Source organism: Paraburkholderia sp. GAS199, assembly GCF_050436585.1.
In the GTDB taxonomy this organism is placed as follows: Bacteria; Pseudomonadota; Gammaproteobacteria; order Burkholderiales; family Burkholderiaceae; genus Paraburkholderia.
Genome location: NZ_JBNDMM010000002.1, coordinates 552,164 through 576,093, shown reverse-complemented (window position 1 = coordinate 576,093; position 23,930 = coordinate 552,164). Strand labels below are relative to the sequence as shown.

General features: G+C 63.0%; 17 protein-coding genes. 12 read left to right on the top strand and 5 right to left on the bottom strand.

All coding sequences use genetic code 11. The features are described 5' to 3' along the window. The first annotated feature begins 5 nt into the window (after positions 1–5). From P3T18_RS08605 to P3T18_RS08595, 3 genes are all read left to right on the top strand, one after another. Positions 6–4,463 (top strand): transporter substrate-binding domain-containing protein, encoded by a 4,458-nt coding sequence (locus P3T18_RS08605; protein WP_429299495.1) that lies wholly within the window; start codon positions 6–8, stop codon positions 4,461–4,463. 348 nt (positions 4,464–4,811) lie between these two features. After that, positions 4,812–5,246 (top strand): CHRD domain-containing protein, encoded by a 435-nt coding sequence (locus P3T18_RS08600; protein ID WP_429299494.1) that lies wholly within the window; start codon positions 4,812–4,814, stop codon positions 5,244–5,246. Positions 5,247–5,325: 79 nt separating this feature from the next. Next, entirely contained in the window at positions 5,326–6,294 is a 969-nt protein-coding gene (locus P3T18_RS08595; protein WP_429299493.1) for an alpha/beta hydrolase, read from the top strand. On the opposite strand, the gene P3T18_RS08590 is transcribed toward P3T18_RS08595, so the two are convergent. Beyond that, positions 6,264–7,106, bottom strand: a complete 843-nt coding sequence (locus P3T18_RS08590; RefSeq protein WP_429299492.1) for an EcsC family protein — start codon at positions 7,104–7,106, stop codon at positions 6,264–6,266. The genes P3T18_RS08595 and P3T18_RS08590 overlap by 31 nt on opposite strands. Positions 7,107–7,243: 137 nt before the next feature. Here P3T18_RS08590 and P3T18_RS08585 point away from each other — a divergent pair, with 137 nt between their 5' ends. Further along, positions 7,244–8,839 carry an MDR family MFS transporter gene (locus P3T18_RS08585; RefSeq protein ID WP_429299491.1) on the top strand — a complete coding sequence of 532 codons (1,596 nt, stop codon included), beginning with the start codon at positions 7,244–7,246 and terminating at the stop codon, positions 8,837–8,839. 41 nt (positions 8,840–8,880) lie between these two features. Next, positions 8,881–9,357 (top strand): MarR family winged helix-turn-helix transcriptional regulator, encoded by a 477-nt coding sequence (locus P3T18_RS08580; RefSeq protein ID WP_429299490.1) that lies wholly within the window; start codon positions 8,881–8,883, stop codon positions 9,355–9,357. Positions 9,358–9,424: 67 nt separating this feature from the next. Here P3T18_RS08580 and P3T18_RS08575 read toward each other — a convergent pair whose 3' ends face one another. Further along, on the bottom strand, positions 9,425–10,702 hold the full coding sequence (locus tag P3T18_RS08575; protein ID WP_429299489.1) for an amino acid deaminase: 1,278 nt from the start codon (positions 10,700–10,702) through the stop codon (positions 9,425–9,427). A 152-nt stretch (positions 10,703–10,854) separates the two neighbouring features. Here P3T18_RS08575 and P3T18_RS08570 point away from each other — a divergent pair, with 152 nt between their 5' ends. From P3T18_RS08570 to P3T18_RS08560, 3 genes are all read left to right on the top strand, one after another. Then, the gene (locus tag P3T18_RS08570; protein ID WP_429299488.1) at positions 10,855–11,745 is read left to right on the top strand and encodes a MurR/RpiR family transcriptional regulator; all 891 of its coding nucleotides are present in this window, start codon (positions 10,855–10,857) and stop codon (positions 11,743–11,745) included. Between the two features lie 3 nt (positions 11,746–11,748). Next, complete coding sequence (locus tag P3T18_RS08565; RefSeq protein ID WP_429299487.1) at positions 11,749–13,230, top strand: N-acyl-D-amino-acid deacylase family protein; 1,482 nt, start codon at positions 11,749–11,751, stop codon at positions 13,228–13,230. Positions 13,231–13,304: 74 nt separating this feature from the next. Next, positions 13,305–13,691 (top strand): RidA family protein, encoded by a 387-nt coding sequence (locus P3T18_RS08560; RefSeq protein WP_064265547.1) that lies wholly within the window; start codon positions 13,305–13,307, stop codon positions 13,689–13,691. 670 nt (positions 13,692–14,361) lie between these two features. Here P3T18_RS08560 and queF read toward each other — a convergent pair. From queF to ilvA, 3 genes are read right to left on the bottom strand one after another with little or no spacing between them, the layout of a single operon-like run. Then, on the bottom strand, positions 14,362–15,186 hold the full coding sequence (gene queF / locus P3T18_RS08555) for an NADPH-dependent 7-cyano-7-deazaguanine reductase QueF (RefSeq protein WP_429299486.1): 825 nt from the start codon (positions 15,184–15,186) through the stop codon (positions 14,362–14,364). Beyond that, on the bottom strand, positions 15,183–16,085 hold the full coding sequence (locus tag P3T18_RS08550) for a 5'-nucleotidase (protein ID WP_429299485.1): 903 nt from the start codon (positions 16,083–16,085) through the stop codon (positions 15,183–15,185). The genes queF and P3T18_RS08550 overlap by 4 nt, the downstream gene beginning before the upstream one ends. 23 nt (positions 16,086–16,108) lie before the next feature. After that, entirely contained in the window at positions 16,109–17,632 is a 1,524-nt protein-coding gene (gene ilvA / locus P3T18_RS08545; RefSeq protein WP_429299484.1) for a threonine ammonia-lyase, biosynthetic, read from the bottom strand. Between the two features lie 501 nt (positions 17,633–18,133). On the opposite strand from ilvA, the gene P3T18_RS08540 reads away from it, so the two are divergent. From P3T18_RS08540 to ubiE, 4 genes are all read left to right on the top strand, one after another. Next, the gene (locus P3T18_RS08540; RefSeq protein ID WP_429299483.1) at positions 18,134–22,228 is read left to right on the top strand and encodes a DUF3683 domain-containing protein; all 4,095 of its coding nucleotides are present in this window, start codon (positions 18,134–18,136) and stop codon (positions 22,226–22,228) included. Positions 22,229–22,262: 34 nt separating this feature from the next. Beyond that, positions 22,263–22,691, top strand: coding sequence for an HIT family protein (locus P3T18_RS08535; protein WP_429299482.1), 429 nt, complete (start codon positions 22,263–22,265; stop codon positions 22,689–22,691). Between the two features lie 7 nt (positions 22,692–22,698). Then, complete coding sequence (locus P3T18_RS08530) at positions 22,699–23,112, top strand: gamma-butyrobetaine hydroxylase-like domain-containing protein (RefSeq protein WP_429299481.1); 414 nt, start codon at positions 22,699–22,701, stop codon at positions 23,110–23,112. Between the two features lie 69 nt (positions 23,113–23,181). Beyond that, positions 23,182–23,913, top strand: a complete 732-nt coding sequence (ubiE, locus tag P3T18_RS08525; protein WP_429299480.1) for a bifunctional demethylmenaquinone methyltransferase/2-methoxy-6-polyprenyl-1,4-benzoquinol methylase UbiE — start codon at positions 23,182–23,184, stop codon at positions 23,911–23,913. Positions 23,914–23,930 lie beyond the last annotated feature (17 nt).

Genomic DNA, 23,930 nt, shown 5'->3' with positions numbered 1-23,930 from the left:
CCCTCATGAAGTTTCAATCCAGTCTCATCTCCAGGTTCGCCTTTCGGCGTCTGATTCAATGGCTGTTGCTGACGCTTGCGCTGTCTTTCGTTCAGAGCTTGCCGGCTATGGCGCAGCCTTTTTCGAATGCGTCGGCCCAGCAAATCACAAAGGCGTTTCCCGCTACGCTGACAGTCGGCGTGCTCGCCGATGGCTGGATGCCGTTCGAGTCGCTGCAGAATGGTCGGCTGACCGGGTTGAGTGCCGACTATCTCCGTGCGATGGTCGGCCCGAAGGTCACGATCGAAGCGAAACCGTATCCAGACGTGGCACAACTTTTTGCCGCTGCGTGCGCAGGCAAGGTCGATCTGGTGATGAGCGTGGCCCGCATGCCGGGGCGTGAGCGCTGCTTCAGTTTTAGCGCGCCGTATATGCGCGCCACGGCGTCCGTGGTCACGCGGCGTGACGGCAAGCCATACGAGTTCGCCTATCAGTTGGCCGGCGCTCGCATTGCGGTCGAGCAGGGCTTCGCGCAAGAACGTTCGCTGCGCGAGCGGTTTCCGCATGCGCAGATCAAGACGTTCGTGAATACGCGCGCGGCGCTTCAGGCCGTGGCTCAAGACGAGGCTGATGCGTATTTCGGATTCACTCCCGCGGTTCAGTACATTCTCGACGCCGAAAACCTCCGTGATCTGCACGTGGCCTTCGAGGAAAGCGGCCGCATTTCCGAACTGCGCTTCGCGGTTCCACGCGACGCAAGCGCATTGCGCGACCAACTCGACCGGGCGCTTGCCTCGATGAGTCCCGCCGAGATATCGGCGATTCGCGCGCGCTGGCTTTCAGGTGGATTCAATACGCAAGTGGCATCGTCCCGGCTCGTGCTGACGCCGCAGGAGCAGGCCTGGCTTGCAACGCTGCCGCCGCTGCAAGTCGGCTTCGACAATCATTGGGCACCGTTTAGCTACATCGACGACTCCGGCCATCCGGCGGGCATCGCCGCCGAATATCTGGAATACCTGAGCCACACGCTCGGCGTGACATTCACGCGCGCGCACACGACCGACTGGCCGGCCGCGATCGAATCCTTTCGGCGCGGCGAACTCGCGTTGCTCGCCACGTCGTCGAATAAAGATTCGCGCCTGAACAATGCGCGGTACACCCAGGCCTACGAAAGCTATCCGCTCGTGATCGTCGGTCGCGAGGATGAACCGGCCGCGCATGCCATTAGCGATTTCGCGTCGAGGCGCATCGTCATTTCATCGCATATCGCGGGTTCGATTCCGCACGTGCTTGAGAAGATTCCGCCCGATCATCTGATCGTCGCGGCGAGTCTGGACGACGGGCTCAAAATGGTCGTAGGCGGTCAGGCCGACGTGCTGGTGGGTAACGTCGCCGCCGTCGATATCCTGCTGCAGCAGCGCTATGCCGGTACGCTCAAGATCTTGAGCACGGTCGGCGGCGCGGACGCTTTGGGCTTTGCGGTTCGTGCCGATCTCGAGCCGCTTGCCGGTCTGATCGACCGGGCATTGATCGCCATGCCCGCAGCGGAAAAGCAGCGTATCCGTCAGAAATGGGTCGCCGCCAGCGCGGCCGACGCAGGCACGTGGAGCGTCACCGCTGTACGTCTATTGCCCGTGCTGATCGCGATCGGCATTGTCCTGCTGGTCACGTTGCGTGCTTATCTTCTTCTGCAGCGCGAGGTCAGACTGCGCAAGCAGACCGAGCGTGAACTCGCGCTTCAACTGAATTTCCAGGAAACCATGATGGAGATGGTGCCCTATCCGCTCGTCGCGCGCGATCTGGAAGGGCGTTATATCGCCGTCAATCGCGCTTATGAAGAGGCGTGCGGGCTGAGCCGGCAGACCATCATTGGGCGCTCGGCGTGGAAGGTGCGAGCGTGGGGCGACGCGAATAGTCTGGTGCTTCACGACTTGACGCAGGACATGCTGAACAGCGGCGGTCCGGCGGAGATCGAACTCGAATTCCAGGGAACCGCCGGCGACCTCCGGCATGGCCTGTTCTGGAATCGCGTGTGTCACGGCCCGGACGGCAAAGCGAGTTGTGTGCTTGCCACGGTGGTCGATATCACCGACATAAGGCGCGCCGAAATGCGCGCGCGAGAGACCGAACGGCGTCTCTTCGACGTCACGCGTTCGTTGCCGGCGGTGGTGTTTCAGTTGCGCCGAAGCGCCGACGGCATCTATTCGTTCCCCTATGTCGGCGGCGACACGCAGCCTTTGCTCGGCGACAGCGGCGCGTCGTTGACCGCGCGTGAGGAAGTCCACTTCGGGCGAGTGTGTGCGGAAGATCGCGCGTTCGTGCTGGCGGAGCTGGACCGGTCGGCTCGTTGCGCGTCGCCGGTGCACATGGAGTTCCGCTATCAGACCGTCGGCGACCGTCGGTGGACGCGCGCGGAGCTGGTTCCGCGTCGCGAGAACGACGGCGGCGTGGTGTGGAGCGGATATTGGGTCGACGCCAGCGTCGAGCATGCGCGCTCGGAAGAGCTGGCGCGAGCGCGCGACGAGGCGGAAGCGGCCTCGCGTGCCAAAGACGATTTCCTCGCCATGATGAGCCACGAAATCCGCACACCGATGAACGGAGTGCTCGGCCTCGTCGAGGTGCTCGAACGCACGCCGCTCAACGCGGATCAAGGCGAAATGCTGAGCATGATCCACGAATCCGCCGGAGCACTCCTGCAGATTCTGGACGACCTGCTCGATTTTTCGAAAATCGAAGCAGGGCGACTGACGATCGAAGCCGAGCCGATCGACATCCGGGAACTGGTCGACAACGCGGTGGGACTATTGGCCGGGCGCGCTCACGAGAAAGGGCTGAAGGTGCGCGTCGATATCGAGCCCAATGTCGCGGCCACGCTGCGTGGCGATAGCGTGCGCCTTCGCCAGATTCTTTTCAATCTGCTCGGCAACGCCATCAAATTTACGCCGCAGGGCGAGGTCGACGTGCGTGTCGCGCTAGTCGGGGAAAGTGCGGACGGGCAGGTGCTCGAAATGACGGTCGAAGACACCGGCATCGGCATCGCGCCCGAGGTGCAGGCAAGGTTGTTCGAGCCGTTCGTCCAGGCGGAGACATCGACTACCCGCCGTTTCGGCGGCACCGGTCTCGGCTTGACGATTTGCCGCAAGCTGATCGATCTGATGAACGGCACGCTTCAGTTGCACAGCGAGCCGCAGGTCGGCACACGCATGACCGTGCGACTCTCCATGCCGGTCGAATCGCAGCGCAATTCCGTGAGTGGCCTGCTTGGCAAGCGCGGCATCGTATCGACCGCGGACGTGCGGGTCGGTCGGGCGCTGATGCATTTCGGCCAGGCGCTCGGGCTCGACCTGCGCAGTGTGCCGCCCGGCTCGCCCGAATTCGCCGACCCCGCCACGTTCGCCGACGCCGACATGATCTTCGTCGCGGAAGACGCGACGTTGCCTTCCCGCGTCAAACCGGCGTCGCGCATCATCTGCCTGACCGAAAAGGCGAAGCCGACCGGTTATCGGATTCTGGATCACGTCGTGCGCGTCAGCGTCAATCCTATTTCATGGCGCGGCCTTGGAGCGGCGTGCGCGGCCGCCATGACGGGATTGCCGTCGGTCGTGCCGAGCGCGTCCCGCAAGCCGCGCGTCCCCGACAACGGAGCCGTTCCGCCCGACCGCGAGCGGGCGATCGCCAGCGGCCGCCTGATCCTCGTTGCGGAAGATCATCCGGTGAATCAGGAGTTGATCCGCCATCAACTCGCGTTGCTCGGCTTCGCGTGCGACGTCGCCAATGACGGATTGGAAGCGCTAGCCGCGCTCGAACGCACGAGTTACGGATGCCTGATCACGGATTGTCATATGCCGAACCTGTCCGGCTATGAACTCGCGCGTCGTATTCGCGAACGCGAGCAGGGCGGCGCGCATCGGCTGCCGATTCTTGCCATCACCGCGAACACGGCGCCCGAAGACCTGAACCTGTGCCGCGAGGCGGGCATGGACGACAGCCTGGTCAAACCGACCCGCCTTGCCACCTTGCGCGACTATCTCAGCCGCTGGTTCGGTGCCGACAGCGCGTGGCAGGCGGCGCCCGCCGAAACGGTCGGCGCGTCCAGCACGCAAGAAACTGCCGGCGCGGATTCAGGCGGCGCTGTCGAGCCGTTCGTACCAGTCGATCTGGGTCATATGACGCAACTCTGGGGCAGCGAGTCGACGGTGAAAGCGTTGCTCGACTCGTTCGTGTCATCGGTGCGGGAAGACGTGCAAGGATTGGCGCCGCTGCTGGATCAGCCGGAGGCGGCCCGCCTGCGCGAGTGGCATCATCGTGTCGCGGGCGCAGCGAGCGTGCTGCAATATCCGCCCTTGCTGAAAGCGCTGGAAGATTACCGTCGCGATATGGACAAGAAAACGCCTGAGCGTTTGCGGATCGAGGGCATGTTCCTCGCGCGAAAATGCAATGCGATGCTCGACGGTATCGAGGAGCAGGCCGCGTTGCTCGCGTAACAACGGCACGCGTGAATAAGCGTCAGGCGAAAAAAAACGCGGCCGAAGCCGCGTTAAAGATTTGGAGACATCCCTCGATGAAGGAGTCACTTCTCGCAGGTGGAAGCATACCCGGACGACGGCAAAAGATTCATTACAAAAAGCGCAATTAACTGTTTGAAAATATCGACAAGAGCACCGCCCGCGGTGCTTTTTTCGTTACTGCGAGCGCTTGAGCGCGCATGCCGGACACCGCCAGTTCAACGGGTTCGGCGACTCAAACGGCACAACTGGATTTGCACTAGTATGTGTTTGCCCCGCGCGTCGCCGATCTTCGGTGCGGCGGCGCATCAAAGTCCGGAGAAGACCATGATTGCATTTCGAAAGTTGAATCTTGCCGTGGTGTTGTGGGCCCTGGCGTCGGGTGTCGCCTTTGCCGATACGGTGGCGTTGAAGGCGGATCTCGAGCCGTCGAGCGAAGTGCCGCCGCGCGTCAGTCACGGCCACGGCATGTTGAACGCCACGTTCGACACGGCCACCAAGTCGTTGCAATGGACCGCGAGTTATGAAGGCTTGAGCGGTCCCGCGACCGCGGCTCATTTCCACGGACCCGCGCCCGTCGGGCAGAACGCGAAAGTGCAGGTACCGATCGATAAGAACGCGCTCGCCAGTCCGATCAAGGGATCGGCAGCATTGACCGATCAACAGGTGACGGACCTCATGGCCGGTCAATGGTACTTCAACGTGCACACGGCGCAAAACCCGACCGGCGAGATTCGCGGTCAGGTCATGCCGGCAAACTAGCGGTTTAGAAGCGGTCGCCCACCGGCGTCCGGCCGAACGCACGTAACATTGCGGGACACTATCCGAGGAGCATGTCCCGATGAGTTGGCAAAGTGCACTCGCATGCTGGTACATGCGCAGGCAGTTTCGGCCGGAAACCCTCAAACCGCGCATCAACGTCGAGAGGGCGCGCGCGCTGACCGCGAAGCGCGCCTGGGTGCCGCGTGTGCCGAAAGACTGGCAGTTGCGCGAAGTGTACGGCGCCACCGATACGCCGTTGCGCGGCGAGTGGGTCGAGCCGGTCGGCGGTGCTCGTGCGGGCGCTGATGCCGCCGTCGTACTTTATTGCCACGGCGGCGGCTATTACTTCTGCTCACCACGCACGCATCGCTCGATCGTGTTTCCGCTGGCGACCCGCGCCGGCCTGCCTATCTTTTCACTCGACTATCGCCTTGCTCCCGAGCATCGCTTTCCCGCTGCGCTCGACGACGCCGTCGCGGCCTATCGTCGTCTGATTGCGGACGGCTATGCGCCGCAAAAAATCGTGGTGGCGGGCGACTCGGCGGGCGGCGGCCTCGCGTTGGCGACGCTGCTGGCCTTGCGCGACGCAGGCGATCCTTTGCCGGCGGGATGCCTGCTGTTCTCGCCATGGACCGACCTCGCCGCCACCGGCGCGAGCATTCGCACGAACGACGGTCTCGATCCGATGTTCAGCGGACCGGCCATTGCGCTCGCCGCGAAACTCTATCTAGGCGAAACGCCTGCCGATCATCCGCTGGCGTCGCCAGTCTACGCGGACCTGCACGGTTTGCCGCCGCTTTTCATCCTCGCGGGCAGCACGGAAGTGTTGCTCGACGACTCCCGGCGCGTCGCCGACAAAGCGCGCGCGGCCGGTGTCGAATGCGAGCTGGAGGTGTGGAAGAAGATGCCGCACGTCTGGCCGATGTTCGCGCCGTTCATTCCCGAGGCGAATCGGGCGCTCGATCGCGCGGCCAGCTTCGTGCGGCGTGTGACCAGCGCGCCGCAACACGCCGCGACTCAGCCGTCGAGCGCGATGTCGAGCGTCTGATACGCCGCTTCGACCGCCGGCTGGCCGTACTGCCGCTCCAGCCGGCGAACGGTGAAGTGGCCGTGCGCGACCTGCTGGAAGTGGTCGATGAAGACGGTGTTGACCATCGCGCCCAGCACGGCGCCGATCGCCGGGATCGACTTGGCGGCGATCTGCTCGCTTACCTGCACCGAGAAACGCCCGGCAATCGTGTTGAGTAATCGCAGCAGGGCGGCTGAGCCGTGCGCGGTGAAGCCCTTCGTCGCAATTTCCGACGACGCCTTCGACACCGCCTGAGCCAGCGCGCCGCGCATGATGAAGTAGCCGAAGTCGGCGTCGTCGTCGGTTTTCGACGTGCCGCCCATGCCGAGCACGGTCAGACATTGCAACTGCGTGTCGATCGAACTCAGATCCTCGCCCTCGCTGCGCGCGATGTCGCAGATCGAGCGGAACATCAAGGTGGTCGTGACCGGCAACTCGACGGGCAGCGCGAACAGGCCGAATGCACCGCCTGCTGCGCCCGTCGTGGCGACGGCGAACTTGTGCAGCAGGTTGCTGGGTTTGTCGGGCACGATCAGCGGCGAGGCGCCGTCCTGTCGGCCGAGCGTGCGCAGCGCGATCGACAGGCATTTGCGCAACGCCAGCTCCGTGGCATCCGTGACCTTCTCGTTGGCGAACGCCGGCATGCGTGCCAGCAGCTTTTCGAGCGGCGCGCCGACAATGCTCGCCAGCTTCATCGCAAGCGCTGGGCTTTCCAGTTCGTGTTTCGCGCGCCGCAGCGCGATCAGGTCTTCGTTCGATAAAACTTGTGCTGCGAGCGGACTCGGCTCCATGTGCCTCCCTGGCGTCATGTGTGTGCATTTTTCCGTCGACTACGACATCTGCGCCGTGTCGATGCATTGCAGCTTAGAGCGCAACGTCGTGCTATGATTCATTATTGTTTGACGAGTCAACTGTTGCGCTATCAAAAATGGCTGTCCATACCGCCGCCCATCACTCCAGTGGGCAAGTTTTACCTTTCCGTGAATCGCTGCTCGCGATGCTCGGCGTCTCCTTCGTCACGATGCTGGTCGCGCTCGACCAGACCGTGGTCGGCACGGCGTTGCCTACCATCGTCGCTGAACTCAAAGGTTTTGAACTCTACGCGTGGGTCGCCACGTCGTACCTGCTGACTTCCGTCATCACGGTGCCGATCTTCGGGCGCCTCGGTGATTACTACGGACGCAAACCGTTCGTGATCGCGTCGATCGTCGTGTTCACGGCGGCGTCGGTGTTGTGCGGCATGGCCAACAACATGCTGTTTCTCGTGCTCGCGCGCGGTCTGCAGGGCATCGGCGGCGGCATGCTGGTCGGCACGGCGTTCGCCTGCATCGCCGATCTCTTCCCCGACTCGGTCGTGCGTCTGCGCTGGCAGGTGTTGATGAGTTCCGCCTTCGGCATCGCCAATGCGGTCGGGCCGTCGCTCGGCGGCTTTCTCACGCAGTACTACGGCTGGCGTTCGGTGTTCTACGTGAATCTGCCGGTCGGGTTGGTGTCGCTTTTCTTCGTCTGGCGTTTTCTGCCGCATCTGCGACACGTGGAGCACGAAGGCAAGATGCGGCTCGACTGGCCCGGCGCCTTGCTGATCGCGGTGGCGCTCGGCTCGCTGCAACTGTTCGTGGAACTGCTGCCGAAGCACGGCGTGACGCTGAGCGCAGTGGGACTGCTCGCGCTGAGCGCCGCGTGCGCCTACGCGCTATGGCAATGGGAAAAGCGTTGCCCAACCGCCATCCTGCCGATCGACATGTTCCGCAATCGCAGTCTGGCCGCGCTCTTCACGCTGGCCGTGCTCGGTGGCTTCACGATGTTTTCGCTGCTGTTCTACGCGCCTTTGCTGTTCCAGGGCGGCTTCGGCATGTCGCCGAAAGACGCGGGGATCGTCATTACGCCGCTGGTCGTGTTCATCACGTTTGGCAGCATCGCGAACGGCCGGATCGTCACGCGCGTGCGTAATCCGAATCTGATGCTTTACGTCGGCTTCGCGCTGGTGGCGCTGTCGTGCCTCGGCGTGGTCGTGGCCACGCGCGCCATGCCGCAATGGATGCTGATGTTCTTCATGGTGCTGGGCGGCCTCGGTCTCGGTTTCGTGATGCCGAACCTGACCATCTTCGCGCAGCAAACCGCCGGCCGCGAGCATCTCGGCATTGCGACGGCTCTGCTGCAATCGTTGCGGATGATCGGCGGCATGATCGGCACCGCGATCACCGGCACGCTCATCAGTCACATGTACGCGAGCGGCGTGCGCGGCGCGCTCGCCAACGATCACGCGTCGCAATGGTTCAGCGATCTCGGCGACCCGCAAATCCTGATCAATCGCGACGCGCAGGACAGCTTGCTCGGCGCGTTGACGCACGCCGGTCACAATGGTGCGATGCTGCTGGAAAGCGCGCGCGAGTCGCTCGTCGCAGCCATTCACCTCGGCCTCGCACTCGCGGCGATCATCGCCGTGGTGTCGGTGTGGCAATGCCGCCGTGTGCCGCCGATCAAGCTTCTGCGCAAGATCGAGCCGGTGATTCACGCCGACTGATCGTCAGATTCATCGTTTTACTGAAGCGTTAAAAGATCATCATGGAACAACAGGATCGCGTCGCCGTCATGCAGCAATTCGGGCGCACTTATCGTGCGTTCATGTCGGCGTTCGAGGCGCACGTCGGCCATCCGTTGCCGCGTTGGCGCATTCTGCTGGCGCTGCACGACCAGAACGGCGAGTCGTCGCAGAAGCGCTTGGTCGAGCGCTTGCGCGTCGATCCAGGCGCGCTCACGCGGCAATTGAAAACGCTGGAAGGGTTGGGCTGGATTGCGCGCAGCATGGACACGCGTGATAACCGCGTGACGAATGTGCGTCTGACGGAAGCAGGGCGTGCGGCAACGGAAGAGAGCCTGCCGCGCCGCAATCAGTTTCTGCGCGACGCCATGGAGCCGTTGCCCGACGAAGCGCTCAACGCGCTGTCGGGCGCGTTGAAGCTGCTCGAAGCACGCATCGGCGAGGTGGCCGCAACGGCTCACGCCGCGTCGGCGGCCGCAGACATTGCATCGGGTTCGTGACGCGCTTCGCCGCGCGGCGAAGCGCCTGACTGGTACGAGGCGTGAAGCCTGAGCCAGTGCCTAAGAATCAGAAGAACGTTTCGATGACTTCGGTGACGCGATACGACGGATCGACCACCAGCACCTGACGCCACTTGTCGAACGTCAGACACGGATGCGAGATGTCGAACGCGATCATGTCGCCCACTTTCAGATCGGCACCGGCGGGAATCCGCAGATACGCGTGCTGATCCATCAAACCGAAAATCTCCCAACCTTCGCTCGCCGCGATATCGCGTGGCGCTTCGCTGCCCGGACGGTAGTGGCGCGCCGGTTCCGGCATGCCCGCGTCGAACGCGGAATCGCGCTTGCCGAGGCCGATGATCGCGCGGTCCGGTTCAGGAATGGACTGCACGTAGGCCCACAATTGCAGCGCCGGCAGCAGGCCTTCGCCCATTTCCTTCGCCACCGGATTGCGCGCGAAAATGTCCGTCTGCGCCTTGCGATAAACGCCGACGTCGTGCGTCAGATAGCAGCCGGGACGCAGCACCACTTCGACCTTGCCCGACTCCGACGCTTTCGAAAACTCTTCGGCGACCACGTCGTACCAGGCCGAGCCCGCGCCTGACAGAACCGCCGGCGTGCGCGCAAAGCGGCCTGCTTCGACGAGTTCGCGCGTCACGGCCACCGCGCTTTGCAGGAACTCGCGTACCTCGTGTTCTTCTTTCAGCACGCCTTCGTACAGTTCCACGCCCGCGAGCTTCAACGTGTCCGGGTAGCGGGCGATCGCTGCGAGGACGGCCTCGCGCTGTGCCGCGTCGCGCACGCCGGTGCGGCCACCCGGCACGCCGAGTTCGAGCAGCACTTGCAGCGGCTTGTTGACCGACTTGAAGAACTCGCCGAGCTGCTCGACGCCGTCGACCGAATCGACCAGACAGAAGAATTCGAAATCGTGATCGCTCAGCAACTCGGCGATCATCATCATGTTGTGACGGCCGACCAACTGGTTAGCCATCAAGACCCGCATGACGCCGCCGTGATGCGCCGCGCGCACCTGATGTGCGGTGGCGAGCGTGATGCCCCACGCGCCGGTGTCCAGCTGACGGCGAAACAGTTGCGGCGCCATGGTGGTTTTGCCGTGCGGTGCCAGCTTCACGTCGTATTCCGCGACAAACGCCTGCATCCACTTCAGATTGTGTTCCACGCGATCCGCATAGAGCACGGCGGCCGGCAGGCTGACGTCTTCGTTCAGCAGATTCCACTCCAGGCGCGGTGCGTCCGTGAGTTGGATGCTGGCGCCCGGAACCATGCCCAAGCCCTTGCTATAAGGATCAATCGTTGCGCCCTGATAGTTTGTAACTTTCATGTCTCCCTGCTCCATCGTCCAGTTAAATTGAATCAAAGTTGACTTTATCATGTTACCGAAAGTACGATGGATGGAGAAATGTTATTTAGTACCACGGCTTGCCGGAAGCTGATTGCAAGCTCCGTGTGACGTGACCCCACACCGCCTATCCCGTGAACTCGACCGCCGAACCGCTTGCTTTCGACATCGTCGCGCGCATCGCCGAATGCGCGCCCGAGTTGCGATCGGCCGAACGCAAGGTCGCCGCATTGATCCTCGACGATCTGACCGGCGCGTCGCGTGCCAGCATCGGCGCGCTCGCGCAGCAGGCCGGTGTGAGCGTCGCCACGGTCACGCGCTTTGCCAAAGCGGTGGGCTGTCGCGACGTGCGCGAACTGAAGCTGCGTCTCGCACAGGCGGCGGCGGTCGGTCAGCGTTTCCTGCAACCGGGCGGCGCGCCCGATGCGCCCGAGCCGATTGCCACGCGTGTATTCGACGAGTTGCAGACCGCATTGGCGCACAACCATCAGTTGTTGCGTCAGGCGCCGCTGAGCGAAGCCGCCTCGGCATTGCGCGGCGCGCAGATGATCTACGTGTTCGGCATGGGCGGCGGGTCGACCGCGCTCGCCGACGAAATGCGCTTTCGTCTGGTGCGCCTCGGCAGGCCCGTCGCGACGTACCAGGACGGCCTGCTGCAGCGCATGGTGGCGAGTACCGTGTCGCGCGACTGCGTGGTGATCGCGCTGTCCACCACGGGCCGCGTGCCCGAGATGGTCGAGAACTGCAAGATCGCGCGCAGTTACGGCGCCACGATGATCGCACTAACCGCGCCCGCGTCGCCGCTGGCGCGACTGGCCGATTGGGTGATCCCGATCGTCGCCTTCGAAACCGATTTCATTTACAAGCCGTCGTCGTCGCGCTACGCGATGATGATGGCGCTCGATGTGCTCGTCACCGAACTCGCGGTCAGTCAGGGCGACGAGAGCCGCGAATTGCTGCGCCGCATGAAACACGCGCTCGACACGCATCGCGGCGGCGGCGATCGACAACCGTTAGGAGACTGATTCATGCATTCGCATCCCGAAGTGGCCGATACGCTGATCGTCGGCGCGCAGCTGTACGACGGTACGGGCGCGCCGCCTGTCGAACGCGACGTCGCGATCCGCGACGGCCGCATCGTGGCCATCGGCAATCTGTCGAACTGGCTCGCCGAAGAAGTGATCGAGGCCGAAGGCCGCGCGTTGGCACCGGGATTTATCGACGTCCACACGCACGACGACACGCACGTGATCCGCTCGCCGCAGATGCTGCCGAAAATCACGCAGGGCGTGACCACGGTGATCGTCGGCAACTGCGGGATCAGTGCGTCGCCAGTGGCGCTGAAGGGCGATCCGCCCGATCCGATGAATCTGCTCGGCGAGCGCGACGCCTTCAAATATCCGACCTTCGCCGCGTACGTCGAGGCGGTCAACGCAGCCCAACCGGCGGTGAACGTCGGCGCGTTGATCGGCCATACGGCCTTGCGCAGCAACCAGATGGACCGGCTCGACCGCGCGGCCACCGCCGAAGAAATCGAAGGCATGCGCGCACAGCTCGAAGAGGCGCTGGCGAACGGTGCGTTGGGTCTGAGTTCGGGGCTCGCTTACGGCTCGGCTTTTGCCGCGCCGACCGAGGAAGTGATGGCGCTGGCCGAGCGGCTCGCCGCTGCCGGCGCGCTGTACACCACGCACATGCGCACCGAGTTCGACGCGATTCTCGACGCCATGGACGAAGCCTATCGCGTCGGGCGGCACGCTCACGTACCGGTGGTGATTTCGCATCTGAAATGCGCGGGGCCGTCGAACTGGGGGCGCAGCGAAGAGGTGCTGAAGTCGCTGGAAGGCGCGCGCCGTTTGCAGCCGATCGGCTGCGATTGCTATCCGTACAACCGCAGTTCCTCGACGCTCGATGTGAAGCAGGTCACGGGCGACATCGACATCACGATTACGTGGTCGGAGCCGCATCCGGAAATGGCGGGCAAGCTCGTCAAGGATATTGCCGCCGAGTGGGGCGTGACGCAGCAGGAAGCCGGCAAGCGGCTGCAACCGGCGGGCGCGGTGTACCACAACATGTCCGAGGACGACGTGCGCCGCATCCTCTCGCATCCAGCGACCATGGTCGGTTCCGATGGCCTGCCGAACGATCCGCTGCCGCATCCGCGCCTGTGGGGTGCGTTTCCGCGTGTGCTCGGCCATTACGCGCGCGACGCGAAACTCCTGCCGCTGGAAGAAGCGGTGCGCAAGATGACGGGTTTGTCCGCGCGGCGTTTTGGTCTCGCGCAGCGTGGCGAGGTCCATATCGGCTACCACGCGGATCTGGTGCTGTTCGACCCGGCCAGAGTGCGTGACGCGGCGACATTCGAGAAGCCGCAGCAGGCCGCCGACGGCATCGACGCCGTCTGGGTCAATGGCGTGCTGTCGTACCGCGACGGCCAGGTCACGGGCGAGCGGGCGGGGAAATTCGTGGCGCGCGGCGCGGCGTCGAAGGGCGACGAGCACGGCGCATTCTGAAGTTTTTGTTATCGATACGGCAGACAGCGGCGACATGGCTTGCCCGTCTGCCGGACTTTTAAAGGAGTTGAGTGATGAAGCGATATGGCGTTGAAGGTGGGAAGGGAACGGGCGGCCAACACATGCCGTTTGCGCGTGCTGTCGAGGCGGACGGCTGGCTGTTCGTTTCCGGTCAGACGCCGATGGAAAACGGCGAAGTGATCAATGGCGGAATTGTCGAGCAATCGCACAAGGCGATTCAGAACGTATTCGCGATTCTGAAGGAAGCCGGCTATGGCGCGGAGCACGTGGTCCGCTGCGGCGTGTGGCTGGACGATCCGCGCGATTTCGCGTCGTTCAACAAGGTGTTCCGCGAGTATTTTGGCGAGAATCCGCCGGCGCGGGCCTGTGTGGTTTCGTCGATGGTGATCGATTGCCGGGTTGAAGTTGATTGTGTGGCTTATAAGAAGCCAGCAGCTTGAGGTTTTTTGCCTTGCTGGCAGCTTGTTGTTGTTATGGCTGCGCGCGGGGTTCTTTCTTTGCGTTGTTGGTTTATTAGTGTTGCCCCTGTGCGGGGCGGCACTTACTTTCTTTGCCGCGGCAAAGAAAGGTAAGCAAAGAAAGCCGCTCAAACCGCTAATGCTATTCGTTATCGGTGGCGGCTCTTTACTGCGGTGGCCCCGGAGCGTCCGGGCCGTCGCACACTCCGCGTGAGTGACAAGGCCGTCATCAGTTCCGGCGGCGCTCCGCGCGCCGAGCGGCATGCGAGGGAAACCGAAGGTTTCCATTGAGCATTTCGCCGAGGCGAAGCCGATGGCCCCGCTAACGGCAAACGAAGTGAGGGGTTTGGGAAGTACCGCTCCGGCGCGCGCAGCGTCGCCGGAACGGATGACTGCTGTACCACTAGAAATGACGATCCACGGTCGGCCCTATCGGCTGCCACTCCGTGTCGTTATGAGAGATGCCCGCTTAGGGTTAGCGGTTTGAGCGGCTTTCTTTGCTTAGCTTTCTTTGCCGCGGCAAAGAAAGTAAGTGCCGCCCCGCACAGGGGCAACACTAATAAACCAATAAGAACAGAAACACCACCGCCAAAGGCATAACAACAAAACCCGCCAGCATGGCAGAAAAACAGCCACCAGCAAGCCACAACCTTTATTGCCGAGCCAACCTAAAATTATCCGGCATCGGCAAATTGTAATTCGTCCGGAACGGATTAATATCCAACCCTCCGCGCCGCGTATAGCGCGCATAAACCGCCAGTTTCACCGGTTTGCATGCCTTCAACACGTCGATAAAAATTCTCTCGACGCACTGCTCATGGAAGCCGGTATGGTTCCGGTAGGAAATGATGTAGCGCAGTAGTCCCGCATGATCGATCTGCGGTCCGACGTAGTGAATCTGTACGCTGCCCCAATCCGGTTGCCCCGTCACCGGGCAATTCGACTTCAGCAGGTTGGACACCAGCGTCTCTTCCACCGGCGCTTCGTCGTGGGCGGCCGTCAGCAGCGATGCGTCGGGATGGTAAATGTCCGTGTCGAGATCGAGTCGGTCCAGGGACAAACCTTCGAATTCTTCCATCTGCAACTTGCCGAATTCATACGGTGCGCTCAGATGAACCGATACCGTCGCGCCGCATGACGCGGACACGTCCCGCTTGATGATGTCGCGCACCGCATCCATCGACTCGAATGCGGTCTGCGCAAACGAACCCAGGTAAAGCTTGAACGACTTCGATTCGACGATGTTCGGTGAATCGGCCGGCACGAAGAAGGTGGCCACCGCGATCTGCGGTTTGCCGCGCGCGTTCAGCCAGGAAAGCTCGTAGGCATTCCAGATGTCCGTGCCGAAAAACGGCAGCTGCGCGCCGATGCCGATCGCTTCGCGCGCATTGCGGCGCGCAATCGGAAACAGCAGCGAGGCGTCGTATTGTTCGGTGTAAGCGGATGGCTTACCCAGCGGTGACTGTTCAGGTGTCATGATGCGTTCACGATGCCACTCAGCACGTGCCCCGTCGCCGTTACGACGCGGGCCGATTCGCAATGGCCAATTTGGTCGTCGAAGAAAAAATCGGGCTCGAATTCGCGCAGGAATGCGCTCTTGTCGAGGCCGCCGAGGAACATCGCTTCGTCGATTTCGATGTTCCACGCCATCAAGGTGCGGATCGCGCGTTCGTGCGCGGGGGCCGAGCGTGCAGTCACCAATGCCGTTCGAATATGCATCGGCGCGGCGTCGTCCGCGAGTTTTTGCAGCCGGTGCAGCGCTTCGAGCAGCGGCTTGAGCGGACCGTCCGCGAGCGGCAGATCCTTGTTGTGAATCTCGTGACCGACGAACGCGCGCAGGCCGTCTTTCTGGAACACGCGTTCGGCTTCGTCGGAAAACAGCACGGCGTCGCCGTCGAAAGCAATGCGGATCTCGTCCGGATACTTGCTCGCCATTTTCGCCGATTCCGGCAACACGCGCGCGGCGGGAAAACCGGCGGCCAGCGCGTCGCGTACGTCTTCCTGATTCGCGGACAGAAACAGCGACGCGTTCAACGGCTTCAGATAAGCAAACGGCGGGCGTCCGCGAGTGAAAACGCCGCGCTCGATGGCGAGGCCGTGCTCACGGCACGAATGAAACGCGCGCAGCCCGCTGATCGGATCGCTGCGCGACAGGATCACCACTTCCACGCGATGACCGCCCGCGTTCAGCGCCAGCAGTTTGCGTATCAGCGGAAACGCCACGCCCGGCTTGGCGGGAACGGCGAGCCGCTGACGCTGCAGCGCTTCGTAGGTCTGCAGGTCGCCTTGCTCGTACACGCGGTTCTCTTCCTCGAAGTCGAACAGCGCGCGTGACGAGATCGCCACCACCAGTTTGTCGACGAGCGAAATAGCCATGTGTACGTGCGACTCCTGAACGATCAAGCGAGAAACAACCGGTAAACCGGATTGTGCGTCTCTTCCCAATGCGGATACCCGAGCGTGGCGCGAAACCGTTCGAACTCGCTGTTCTCGCTCTCCGGCACCTGAATGCCGACCAGGATCGAGCTGTAATCCGCGCCCTGGTTGCGGTAATGGAACAGGCTGATGTTCCAGTTCGGCGCCATCGACGAGAGGAATTTCATCAGCGCGCCCGGCCGCTCGGGAAACTCGAAACGGAACAGCCGTTCGTCGTGCGCGAGCGGCGAGCGTCCGCCCACCATGTAGCGGATATGTTGCTTCGACAATTCGTCGAAGGTCAGATCGACGGTGGCGAAACCGTGCGCCTCGAAGGCGCCCGCAATCTGCGCCGACTCGCTGCGATTGCGGATCTGCACGCCCACGAAGATGTGGGCGGAATGCGCGTCTGCAATGCGGTAGTTGAATTCGGTGACGCTGCGCGTGCCCACCAGTTCGCAGAAGCGCCGGAAGCTGCCGCGCTCTTCGGGAATCGTCACGGCGAACACGGCCTCGCGCGCTTCGCCCACTTCCGCGCGCTCGGCGACGAAACGCATGCGGTCGAAGTTCATGTTCGCGCCCGAGGTGATCGCGATCAGCGTCTGGTCCTCGATGCCTTCGCGCTCGGCATACTGCTTGGCGCCCGCCACCGCCAGCGCGCCGGCCGGCTCCAGCACGCTGCGCGTATCCTGGAAGACGTCCTTGATCGCGGCGCACAGGGCGTCGGTGTTCACGAGCAGTACGTCGTCGAGATATTCGCTGCACAGCCGGAAGGTTTCCTCGCCGACGAGTTTCACCGCCGTGCCGTCCGAGAACAGGCCGACTTCGTTGAGCGTGACGCGCTCGCCCGCTTTGAGCGAGGCGGCCATCGCGCAGGAGTCGTCGGTCTGCACGCCGATCACCTTGATCTCCGGACGCACCGATTTGACGTAGGCCGCGATGCCGGCCGCGAGTCCGCCGCCGCCGATCGGCACGAAGATCGCGTGAATCGGACCCTGATGCTGGCTGAGGATTTCCATCGCCACCGTGCCCTGACCGGCGATCACGTACGGGTCGTCGAACGGATGCACGAAGGTCAGGCCGCGCTGTTCCTGCAATTGCACGGCGTGCCCGTAGGCATCGCTGTACGACTCGCCGAACTGCACCACCTCGACGGTCGGTCCGCCGTGGGCGCGCACGGCGTCGACCTTCACCTGCGGCGTGGTGACCGGCACGACGATGATCGCCTTCACGCCCATGCGCGCCGCCGACAGCGCCACGCCCTGCGCGTGATTGCCCGCCGAGGCGGTAATCACGCCACGCGCGAGCGCGTCGGCCGGGATGTGCGCCATCTTGTTGTACGCGCCGCGCAGCTTGAACGAGAACACCGGCTGGTTGTCCTCGCGCTTCAGATAGACCGGATTGCGCAGCCGCGCCGACAGGTTCGGCGCGCGTTCGAGTTCGGTCTCGCGGGCCACGTCGTAGACGCGCGCGGTCAGGGTTTTCTTGAGGTAGTCGTGGGAAGCCATGCGATGGGCGCGGTGCGCTGTGCGAGACGGGAAAACAACAATGATAGCGCCAACGGTGCACGCGCTGACGGGCAACGCGTCGTGCGGAACACGGGCAGCAAGTCAGGCCGACCGTTCGGTCGGCTAATTCCGCCAATGTACCAAATGGTGCATTTTCACTACAAAAAGCGTCGGGTCGCGGTGGGAAGCGCAATTCCACCGTCAACGCGGCTTGGGATCATGCGGTAGAATTCCTTTTTGGAATAAGGACCGGAAGATGCACTGGCAGCCTCGGATTGCCCATTTGATGCCCAGCCCGCGTGAGTGTTGCCCCGCGGCGGAGCGTCACGTCCGTCAGGCACGATCGTGTAGCTGTCTCTGAGCGCCGCGAAGCGACCGACGTGAGTCTGGCCGTCGATCACGCTTCGCTCCCAAGAAGATTTCCAGCATTGCGCCCCACGCGCACCGTCGCCGACGCCTCCACCAGGAGCGCGCCCGGTTGACCCACCGAGTCGTCCAAACATGAACGCACCTCAAGTATTCGATCCTCACGGGGCCGCCGCCACGGTAGCTGCCGATCCAGAAGCGCGTCTGCGCGAAATTCCCTACAACTACACCTCGTTCTCCGACCGCGAAATCGTCATCCGTCTGCTCGGCGACGACGCCTGGGCGGCGCTTGCCGAACTGCGCGCGGAACGCCGCACGGGCCGCTCGGCGCGGATGCTGTACGAAGTGCTGGGCGATATCTGGGTGGTCCGCCGCAATCCGTACCTGCAGGACGACCTGCTCGACAACCCGAAGCGCCGCGCCATGCTGATCGAGGCGCTGCATCACCGTCTGAGCGAGATCGAGAAGCGCCGCCGCGCCGATCTGGTCGAACACGGCGACGAAGCCGGCGTGGACCGCGCGGCGCGCGTCGAGACGCTGGTCGAGGCCGCCCGTCGCGCGGTCGACGAATTCAAAAGCGAATTCCAGAAGACCTACGATCTGCGCCGCCGCGCCACCAAGGTGCTCGGCCGCGTCACGGAAAAGGACAACATCAAGTTCGACGGACTGTCGCGCGTGTCGCACGTGACCGACGCGACCGACTGGCGCGTGGAGTACCCGTTCGTCGTGCTGACGCCGGATACCGAAGCCGAAATCGCCGGCATGATCAAGGCGTGTTTCGAACTCGGACTGACCGTGATTCCGCGTGGGGGCGGCACGGGCTACACGGGCGGCGCGGTGCCGCTCACGCCGTTCTCGGCCGTCATCAATACGGAAAAGCTCGAGCAGCTCGGCGCGGTCGAATTGACCGAATTGCCGGGTGTCGAGCGCAAGGTGCCGACCATTTTCTCCGGTGCGGGTGTCGTCACGCGCCGCGTCACCGAGGCGGCCGAGCAGGCCGGCTATGTGTTCGCGGTCGACCCGACCTCGCTGGACGCGTCCTGCGTCGGCGGCAACGTCGCCATGAACGCGGGCGGCAAGAAGGCCGTGTTGTGGGGCACGGCGCTCGACAACCTCGCCTGGTGGCGCATGGTCGACCCGGAAGGGAACTGGCTGGAAATCACCCGCCTCGACCACAACCTCGGCAAGATTCACGACATCGAAGTGGCGCGCTTCGAACTGAAGTGGTTCGACGGCAACTACGCGCCGGGCGAAAAGCTGCTGCGCACGGAAGCGCTCGACATCAAGGGCCGCGTGTTCCGTAAGGAAGGGCTCGGCAAGGACGTCACGGACAAATTCCTCGCCGGTCTGCCGGGCGTGCAGAAAGAAGGCTGCGACGGCTTGATCACGTCGGCGCGCTGGGTGCTGCACAAGATGCCCGCGCATACGCGCACGGTTTGCCTCGAATTTTTCGGCCAGGCGCGCGAGGCGATCCCGAGCATCGTCGAAATCAAAGACTATCTGTTTGAAACATCGAAACAGGGCGGCGCGATTCTCGCGGGTCTGGAGCATCTGGACGAACGCTATCTGCGCGCGGTCGGCTACGCGACCAAGAGCAAGCGCAACGCGTTTCCGAAGATGGTGCTGATCGGCGATATCGTCGGCGACGACGCCGACGCGGTCGCGCAAGCCACCTCGGAAGTGGTGCGCATGGCCAACGGCAAGAGCGGCGAAGGTTTCGTCGCCGTCAACGCCGAGGCGCGCAAGCGTTTCTGGCTCGACCGCAGCCGCACGGCCGCGATCGCCAAGCACACCAACGCGTTCAAGATCAACGAAGACGTGGTGATTCCGCTCGACCGCATGGGCGAGTACACCGACGGCATCGAGCGCATCAACATCGAGTTGTCGATCAAGAACAAGCTGCAACTGGTCGACGCGCTCGAAGCGTTTTTCAAGGGCGGCAAGCTGCCGCTCGGCAAGAGCGACGACGCCAACGAAATTCCGAGCGCGGAACTGCTCGAAGACCGCGTGCAGCAGGCGCTCGATTTGCTCAAGCGCGTGCGCACGCGCTGGGAATTCCTGCGCGACAAGCTCGATCTGTCGTTGCGCGAGGCGCAGCATTACCTCGTCGGTCTGGGCTACGAAGCGCTCGCCGAGAAATTCGCCGACCGCGCGGACACGCAGACGGACGCGACCGTGTTCCATATCACGCAAGATCGCACGATCCGCGTGTCCTGGAAGCAGGAGATTCGCGCCGAACTGCGTCAGATCTTCAATGGCGGCGAGTTCAAGCCGATCCTCGACGAAGCTCAGGCGATCCACAAAAAGGTGCTGCGTGGCCGCGTGTTCGTGGCGCTGCACATGCACGCCGGCGACGGCAACGTGCACACGAACCTGCCGGTGAACTCGGACAATTACGAGATGCTGCAGGACGCCCACACGGCGGTTGCGCGCATCATGAAGCTGGCGCGTTCGCTCGACGGCGTGATCTCCGGCGAACACGGTATCGGCATCACCAAGCTCGAATTCCTGACCGAGGACGAGATCGGCGAATTCCGCGCGTACAAGCAACGCGTCGATCCGCATGGCCGCTTCAACGCGGGCAAGCTGCTCGAAGGCGCCGACCTGCGCAACGCCTATACGCCGAGCTTCGGCCTGATGGGCTACGAATCGCTCATCATGCAGCAGTCGGATATCGGCGCGATTTCCGAGTCGATCAAGGATTGTCTGCGTTGCGGCAAGTGCAAGCCGGTGTGCGCGACCCACGTGCCGCGCGCGAACCTGCTGTACAGCCCGCGCAACAAGATTCTCGCGACCTCGCTGCTGGTCGAGGCGTTCCTCTACGAGGAACAGACGCGCCGCGGCGTGTCGATCAAGCATTGGGACGAGTTCAACGACGTCGCCGATCACTGCACCGTCTGTCACAAGTGCGTGACGCCGTGCCCGGTGAAGATCGACTTCGGCGACGTGACGATGAACATGCGCAACCTGTTGCGCAAGATGGGCAAGAAGAAGTTCAATCCGGGCAACGCGGCCGGCATGTTCTTCCTGAACGCCACGAACCCGCAGACCATCAACCTCGCACGCACGGCGATGATGGGCATCGGCTACAAGGCCCAGCGTCTCGGCAACGACGTGCTCAAGAAGTTCGCGAAGAAACAGACGGCGCACCCGCCCGCAACCGTCGGCAAGCCGAAGGTCACGCAGCAGGTGATCCACTTCATGAACAAGAAGATGCCGGGCAATCTGCCGAAGAAAACGGCGCGCGCGTTGCTGGACATCGAAGACAACAAGATCGTCCCGATCATCCGCAATCCGAAGACCACCACGGCCGACACGGAAGCGGTGTTTTACTTCCCGGGCTGCGGCTCCGAGCGGCTGTTCTCGCAGGTCGGTCTCGCCACCCAGGCCATGCTGTGGGAAGCGGGCGTGCAAACCGTGCTGCCGCCGGGCTATTTGTGCTGCGGCTATCCGCAGCGTGGCTCGGGTCAGTTCGACAAGGCCGAGCAGATCGTCACGGACAACCGCGTGCTGTTCCACCGCGTCGCGAATACGCTGAACTACCTCGACATCAAGACGGTGGTGGTGTCGTGCGGCACGTGTTACGACCAGTTGGCCGGCTACGAATTCGAGAAGATTTTCCCGGGTTGCCGGATCATCGACATCCACGAATTCCTGCTGGAGAAGGGCATCAAGCTGGAAGGCGTGAACGGCGTGCGCTACATGTACCACGATCCGTGTCACTCGCCGATCAAGACGATCGACCCGGTCAAGCTCGTCAATTCGTTGATGGGCTCGGAGAAAGACGGCTACAAGATCGAGAAGAACGATCGTTGCTGTGGCGAATCCGGCACACTCGCCGTCACGCGTCCGGATATCTCGACGCAGGTCAGGTTCCGCAAGGAAGAGGAAATGCGCAAAGGCGCGGCCAAGCTGCGCGGCATTCCGCTGCTGGCCGAGGCCGGCGCCAACGGCATCAACACGGCCAATGCGTCCGCCGGTGCGGCGGGTGCGCCGGACGGGTCGGTGCTCAAGGCCGGCGACGGTCCGCAGCCGAAGGGCGCCACCGACGTGAAGATCCTCACGAGCTGCCCGTCGTGCCTGCAAGGTCTGTCGCGCTACAACGAAGACGCGGGCACCGAGGCGGACTACATCGTCGTCGAAATGGCGCGTCACGTGCTGGGCGAAGACTGGATGGCGGATTACGTCCAGCGGGCGAACAATGGCGGAATCGAGCGCGTGCTGGTTTAATGGCACGACTGACGATTTTTGCCTGAGGACGACGATGGACTGCGTTTTTTGCCGTGAAGATGGCGGCGATGTGCTGTGGCAGGACGACACCCTGCGTGTCGTCCTTGCCGACGAACACGATTACCCCGGCTTCTGCCGGGTAATCTGGAACGCGCACGTTGCCGAGTTTTCCGATCTCGCCGCCGGTGAGCGTGACCGTGTGATGAAAGCCGTGTACGCGGTGGAACGCGCCACGCGGCGCATCATGCAGCCGGTCAAGGTCAATCTGGCGAGTCTCGGCAATCAGGTGCCGCACGTGCATTGGCACGTGATCCCGCGTTATTCGAACGACGCTCATTTTCCCCTGCCCATCTGGGCGCCGCGCCAGCGCACGGTGTCCGAGGCCATGCTGTCGTCGCGCCGCGCGCAGGCAACCCTGCTGCGCGAAGCGGTGCGGCAGGAAATCGAACAAGCTCTAGCCTGAGGTCATCATGAGCGGACTGACTCCCGATACCCCGGTGCCGACCGGTGTCGTCGTGCATTCGAAATCGCGCGTGCTCGAACTGCAGTACGCAAACGGCGAATCGTATCGCGTGCCGTTCGAACTGCTGCGCGTGTATTCGCCGTCGGCGGAAGTGCAGGGGCATGGTCCCGGTCAGGAAACCTTGCAGACCGGCAAGCGCGACGTGACCATCACCATGATCGAAGGCGTCGGCAACTATGCGTTGCAGCCGACGTTCTCCGACGGCCATTCCACCGGCATCTATTCGTGGGATCTGCTGCACGACTTCGCGCTTCGCCAGGACGAACTCTGGCGTGACTATCTCGCGAGGCTGGCCGCGGCCGGTCTCGATCGCGACGCACCGATGGCGCCCGCGGGTGCTGCGCACGGACACTGTCACTGATACGATTCGCCCCTTGGTCGTCGCACTGATGCGGCGCAACATTCCAGAATACGCGAAAGGACGAGCGCGATGAGCAAAACCCACTTCGGCTTTCAATCGGTCGACGAACAGGAAAAGGCGCAGAAAGTGGCGGGCGTGTTCCACTCCGTCGCCGCCAACTACGACCTGATGAACGACCTGATGTCGGGCGGGTTGCACCGGGCGTGGAAGATGTTCACGATCGCCCAGGCCAACGTCCGGCCGGGCTACAAGGTGCTGGACATCGCGGGCGGCACGGGCGATCTGTCGAAGGCTTTCGCCAAACAGGCAGGCGACACCGGCGAGGTCTGGCATACCGACATCAACGAATCGATGCTGCGCGTGGGCCGCGACCGTCTGCTCGACAAGGGCGTCATCACCCCGGCGCTGCTCTGCGACGCTGAAAAAATCCCGTTCCCCGACAACTACTTCGACGTCGTGACCGTGGCATTCGGCTTGCGCAACATGACGCACAAGGATGTTGCGCTGGCGGAAATGCGCCGCGTGCTGAAGCCGGCCGGGCGTTTGCTCGTGCTGGAATTTTCGAAGGTGTGGGATCCGCTCAAAAAAGTCTACGACGTCTATTCTTTCAAGGTGCTGCCGTGGTTGGGCGACCGGTTTGCGAAAGACGCGGAGAGTTACCGTTACCTCGCCGAATCGATCCGGATGCACCCTGACCAGGAAACTTTAAAAACAATGATGGAACAAGCTGGCCTGGACGGCGTCAAATATTACAATTTGTCAGCTGGCGTGGTAGCTTTACATGTGGGGACCAAATACTAGGGTCCCTAACCCATCGA

What these genes read in the sequence shown, in the direction of transcription:
- P3T18_RS08605 (WP_429299495.1), top strand. Translation starts at nt 6, where the DNA reads ATGAAGTTTCAATCCAGTCTCATCTCCAGGTTCGCCTTTCGGCGTCTG.
- P3T18_RS08600 (WP_429299494.1), top strand. Translation starts at nt 4,812, where the DNA reads ATGATTGCATTTCGAAAGTTGAATCTTGCCGTGGTGTTGTGGGCCCTG.
- P3T18_RS08595 (WP_429299493.1), top strand. Translation starts at nt 5,326, where the DNA reads ATGAGTTGGCAAAGTGCACTCGCATGCTGGTACATGCGCAGGCAGTTT.
- P3T18_RS08590 (WP_429299492.1), bottom strand. Translation starts at nt 7,106, where the DNA reads ATGGAGCCGAGTCCGCTCGCAGCACAAGTTTTATCGAACGAAGACCTG.
- P3T18_RS08585 (WP_429299491.1), top strand. Translation starts at nt 7,244, where the DNA reads ATGGCTGTCCATACCGCCGCCCATCACTCCAGTGGGCAAGTTTTACCT.
- P3T18_RS08580 (WP_429299490.1), top strand. Translation starts at nt 8,881, where the DNA reads ATGGAACAACAGGATCGCGTCGCCGTCATGCAGCAATTCGGGCGCACT.
- P3T18_RS08575 (WP_429299489.1), bottom strand. Translation starts at nt 10,702, where the DNA reads ATGAAAGTTACAAACTATCAGGGCGCAACGATTGATCCTTATAGCAAG.
- P3T18_RS08565 (WP_429299487.1), top strand. Translation starts at nt 11,749, where the DNA reads ATGCATTCGCATCCCGAAGTGGCCGATACGCTGATCGTCGGCGCGCAG.
- P3T18_RS08560 (WP_064265547.1), top strand. Translation starts at nt 13,305, where the DNA reads ATGAAGCGATATGGCGTTGAAGGTGGGAAGGGAACGGGCGGCCAACAC.
- queF (WP_429299486.1), bottom strand. Translation starts at nt 15,186, where the DNA reads ATGACACCTGAACAGTCACCGCTGGGTAAGCCATCCGCTTACACCGAA.
- P3T18_RS08550 (WP_429299485.1), bottom strand. Translation starts at nt 16,085, where the DNA reads ATGGCTATTTCGCTCGTCGACAAACTGGTGGTGGCGATCTCGTCACGC.
- ilvA (WP_429299484.1), bottom strand. Translation starts at nt 17,632, where the DNA reads ATGGCTTCCCACGACTACCTCAAGAAAACCCTGACCGCGCGCGTCTAC.
- P3T18_RS08540 (WP_429299483.1), top strand. Translation starts at nt 18,134, where the DNA reads ATGAACGCACCTCAAGTATTCGATCCTCACGGGGCCGCCGCCACGGTA.
- P3T18_RS08535 (WP_429299482.1), top strand. Translation starts at nt 22,263, where the DNA reads ATGGACTGCGTTTTTTGCCGTGAAGATGGCGGCGATGTGCTGTGGCAG.
- P3T18_RS08530 (WP_429299481.1), top strand. Translation starts at nt 22,699, where the DNA reads ATGAGCGGACTGACTCCCGATACCCCGGTGCCGACCGGTGTCGTCGTG.
- ubiE (WP_429299480.1), top strand. Translation starts at nt 23,182, where the DNA reads ATGAGCAAAACCCACTTCGGCTTTCAATCGGTCGACGAACAGGAAAAG.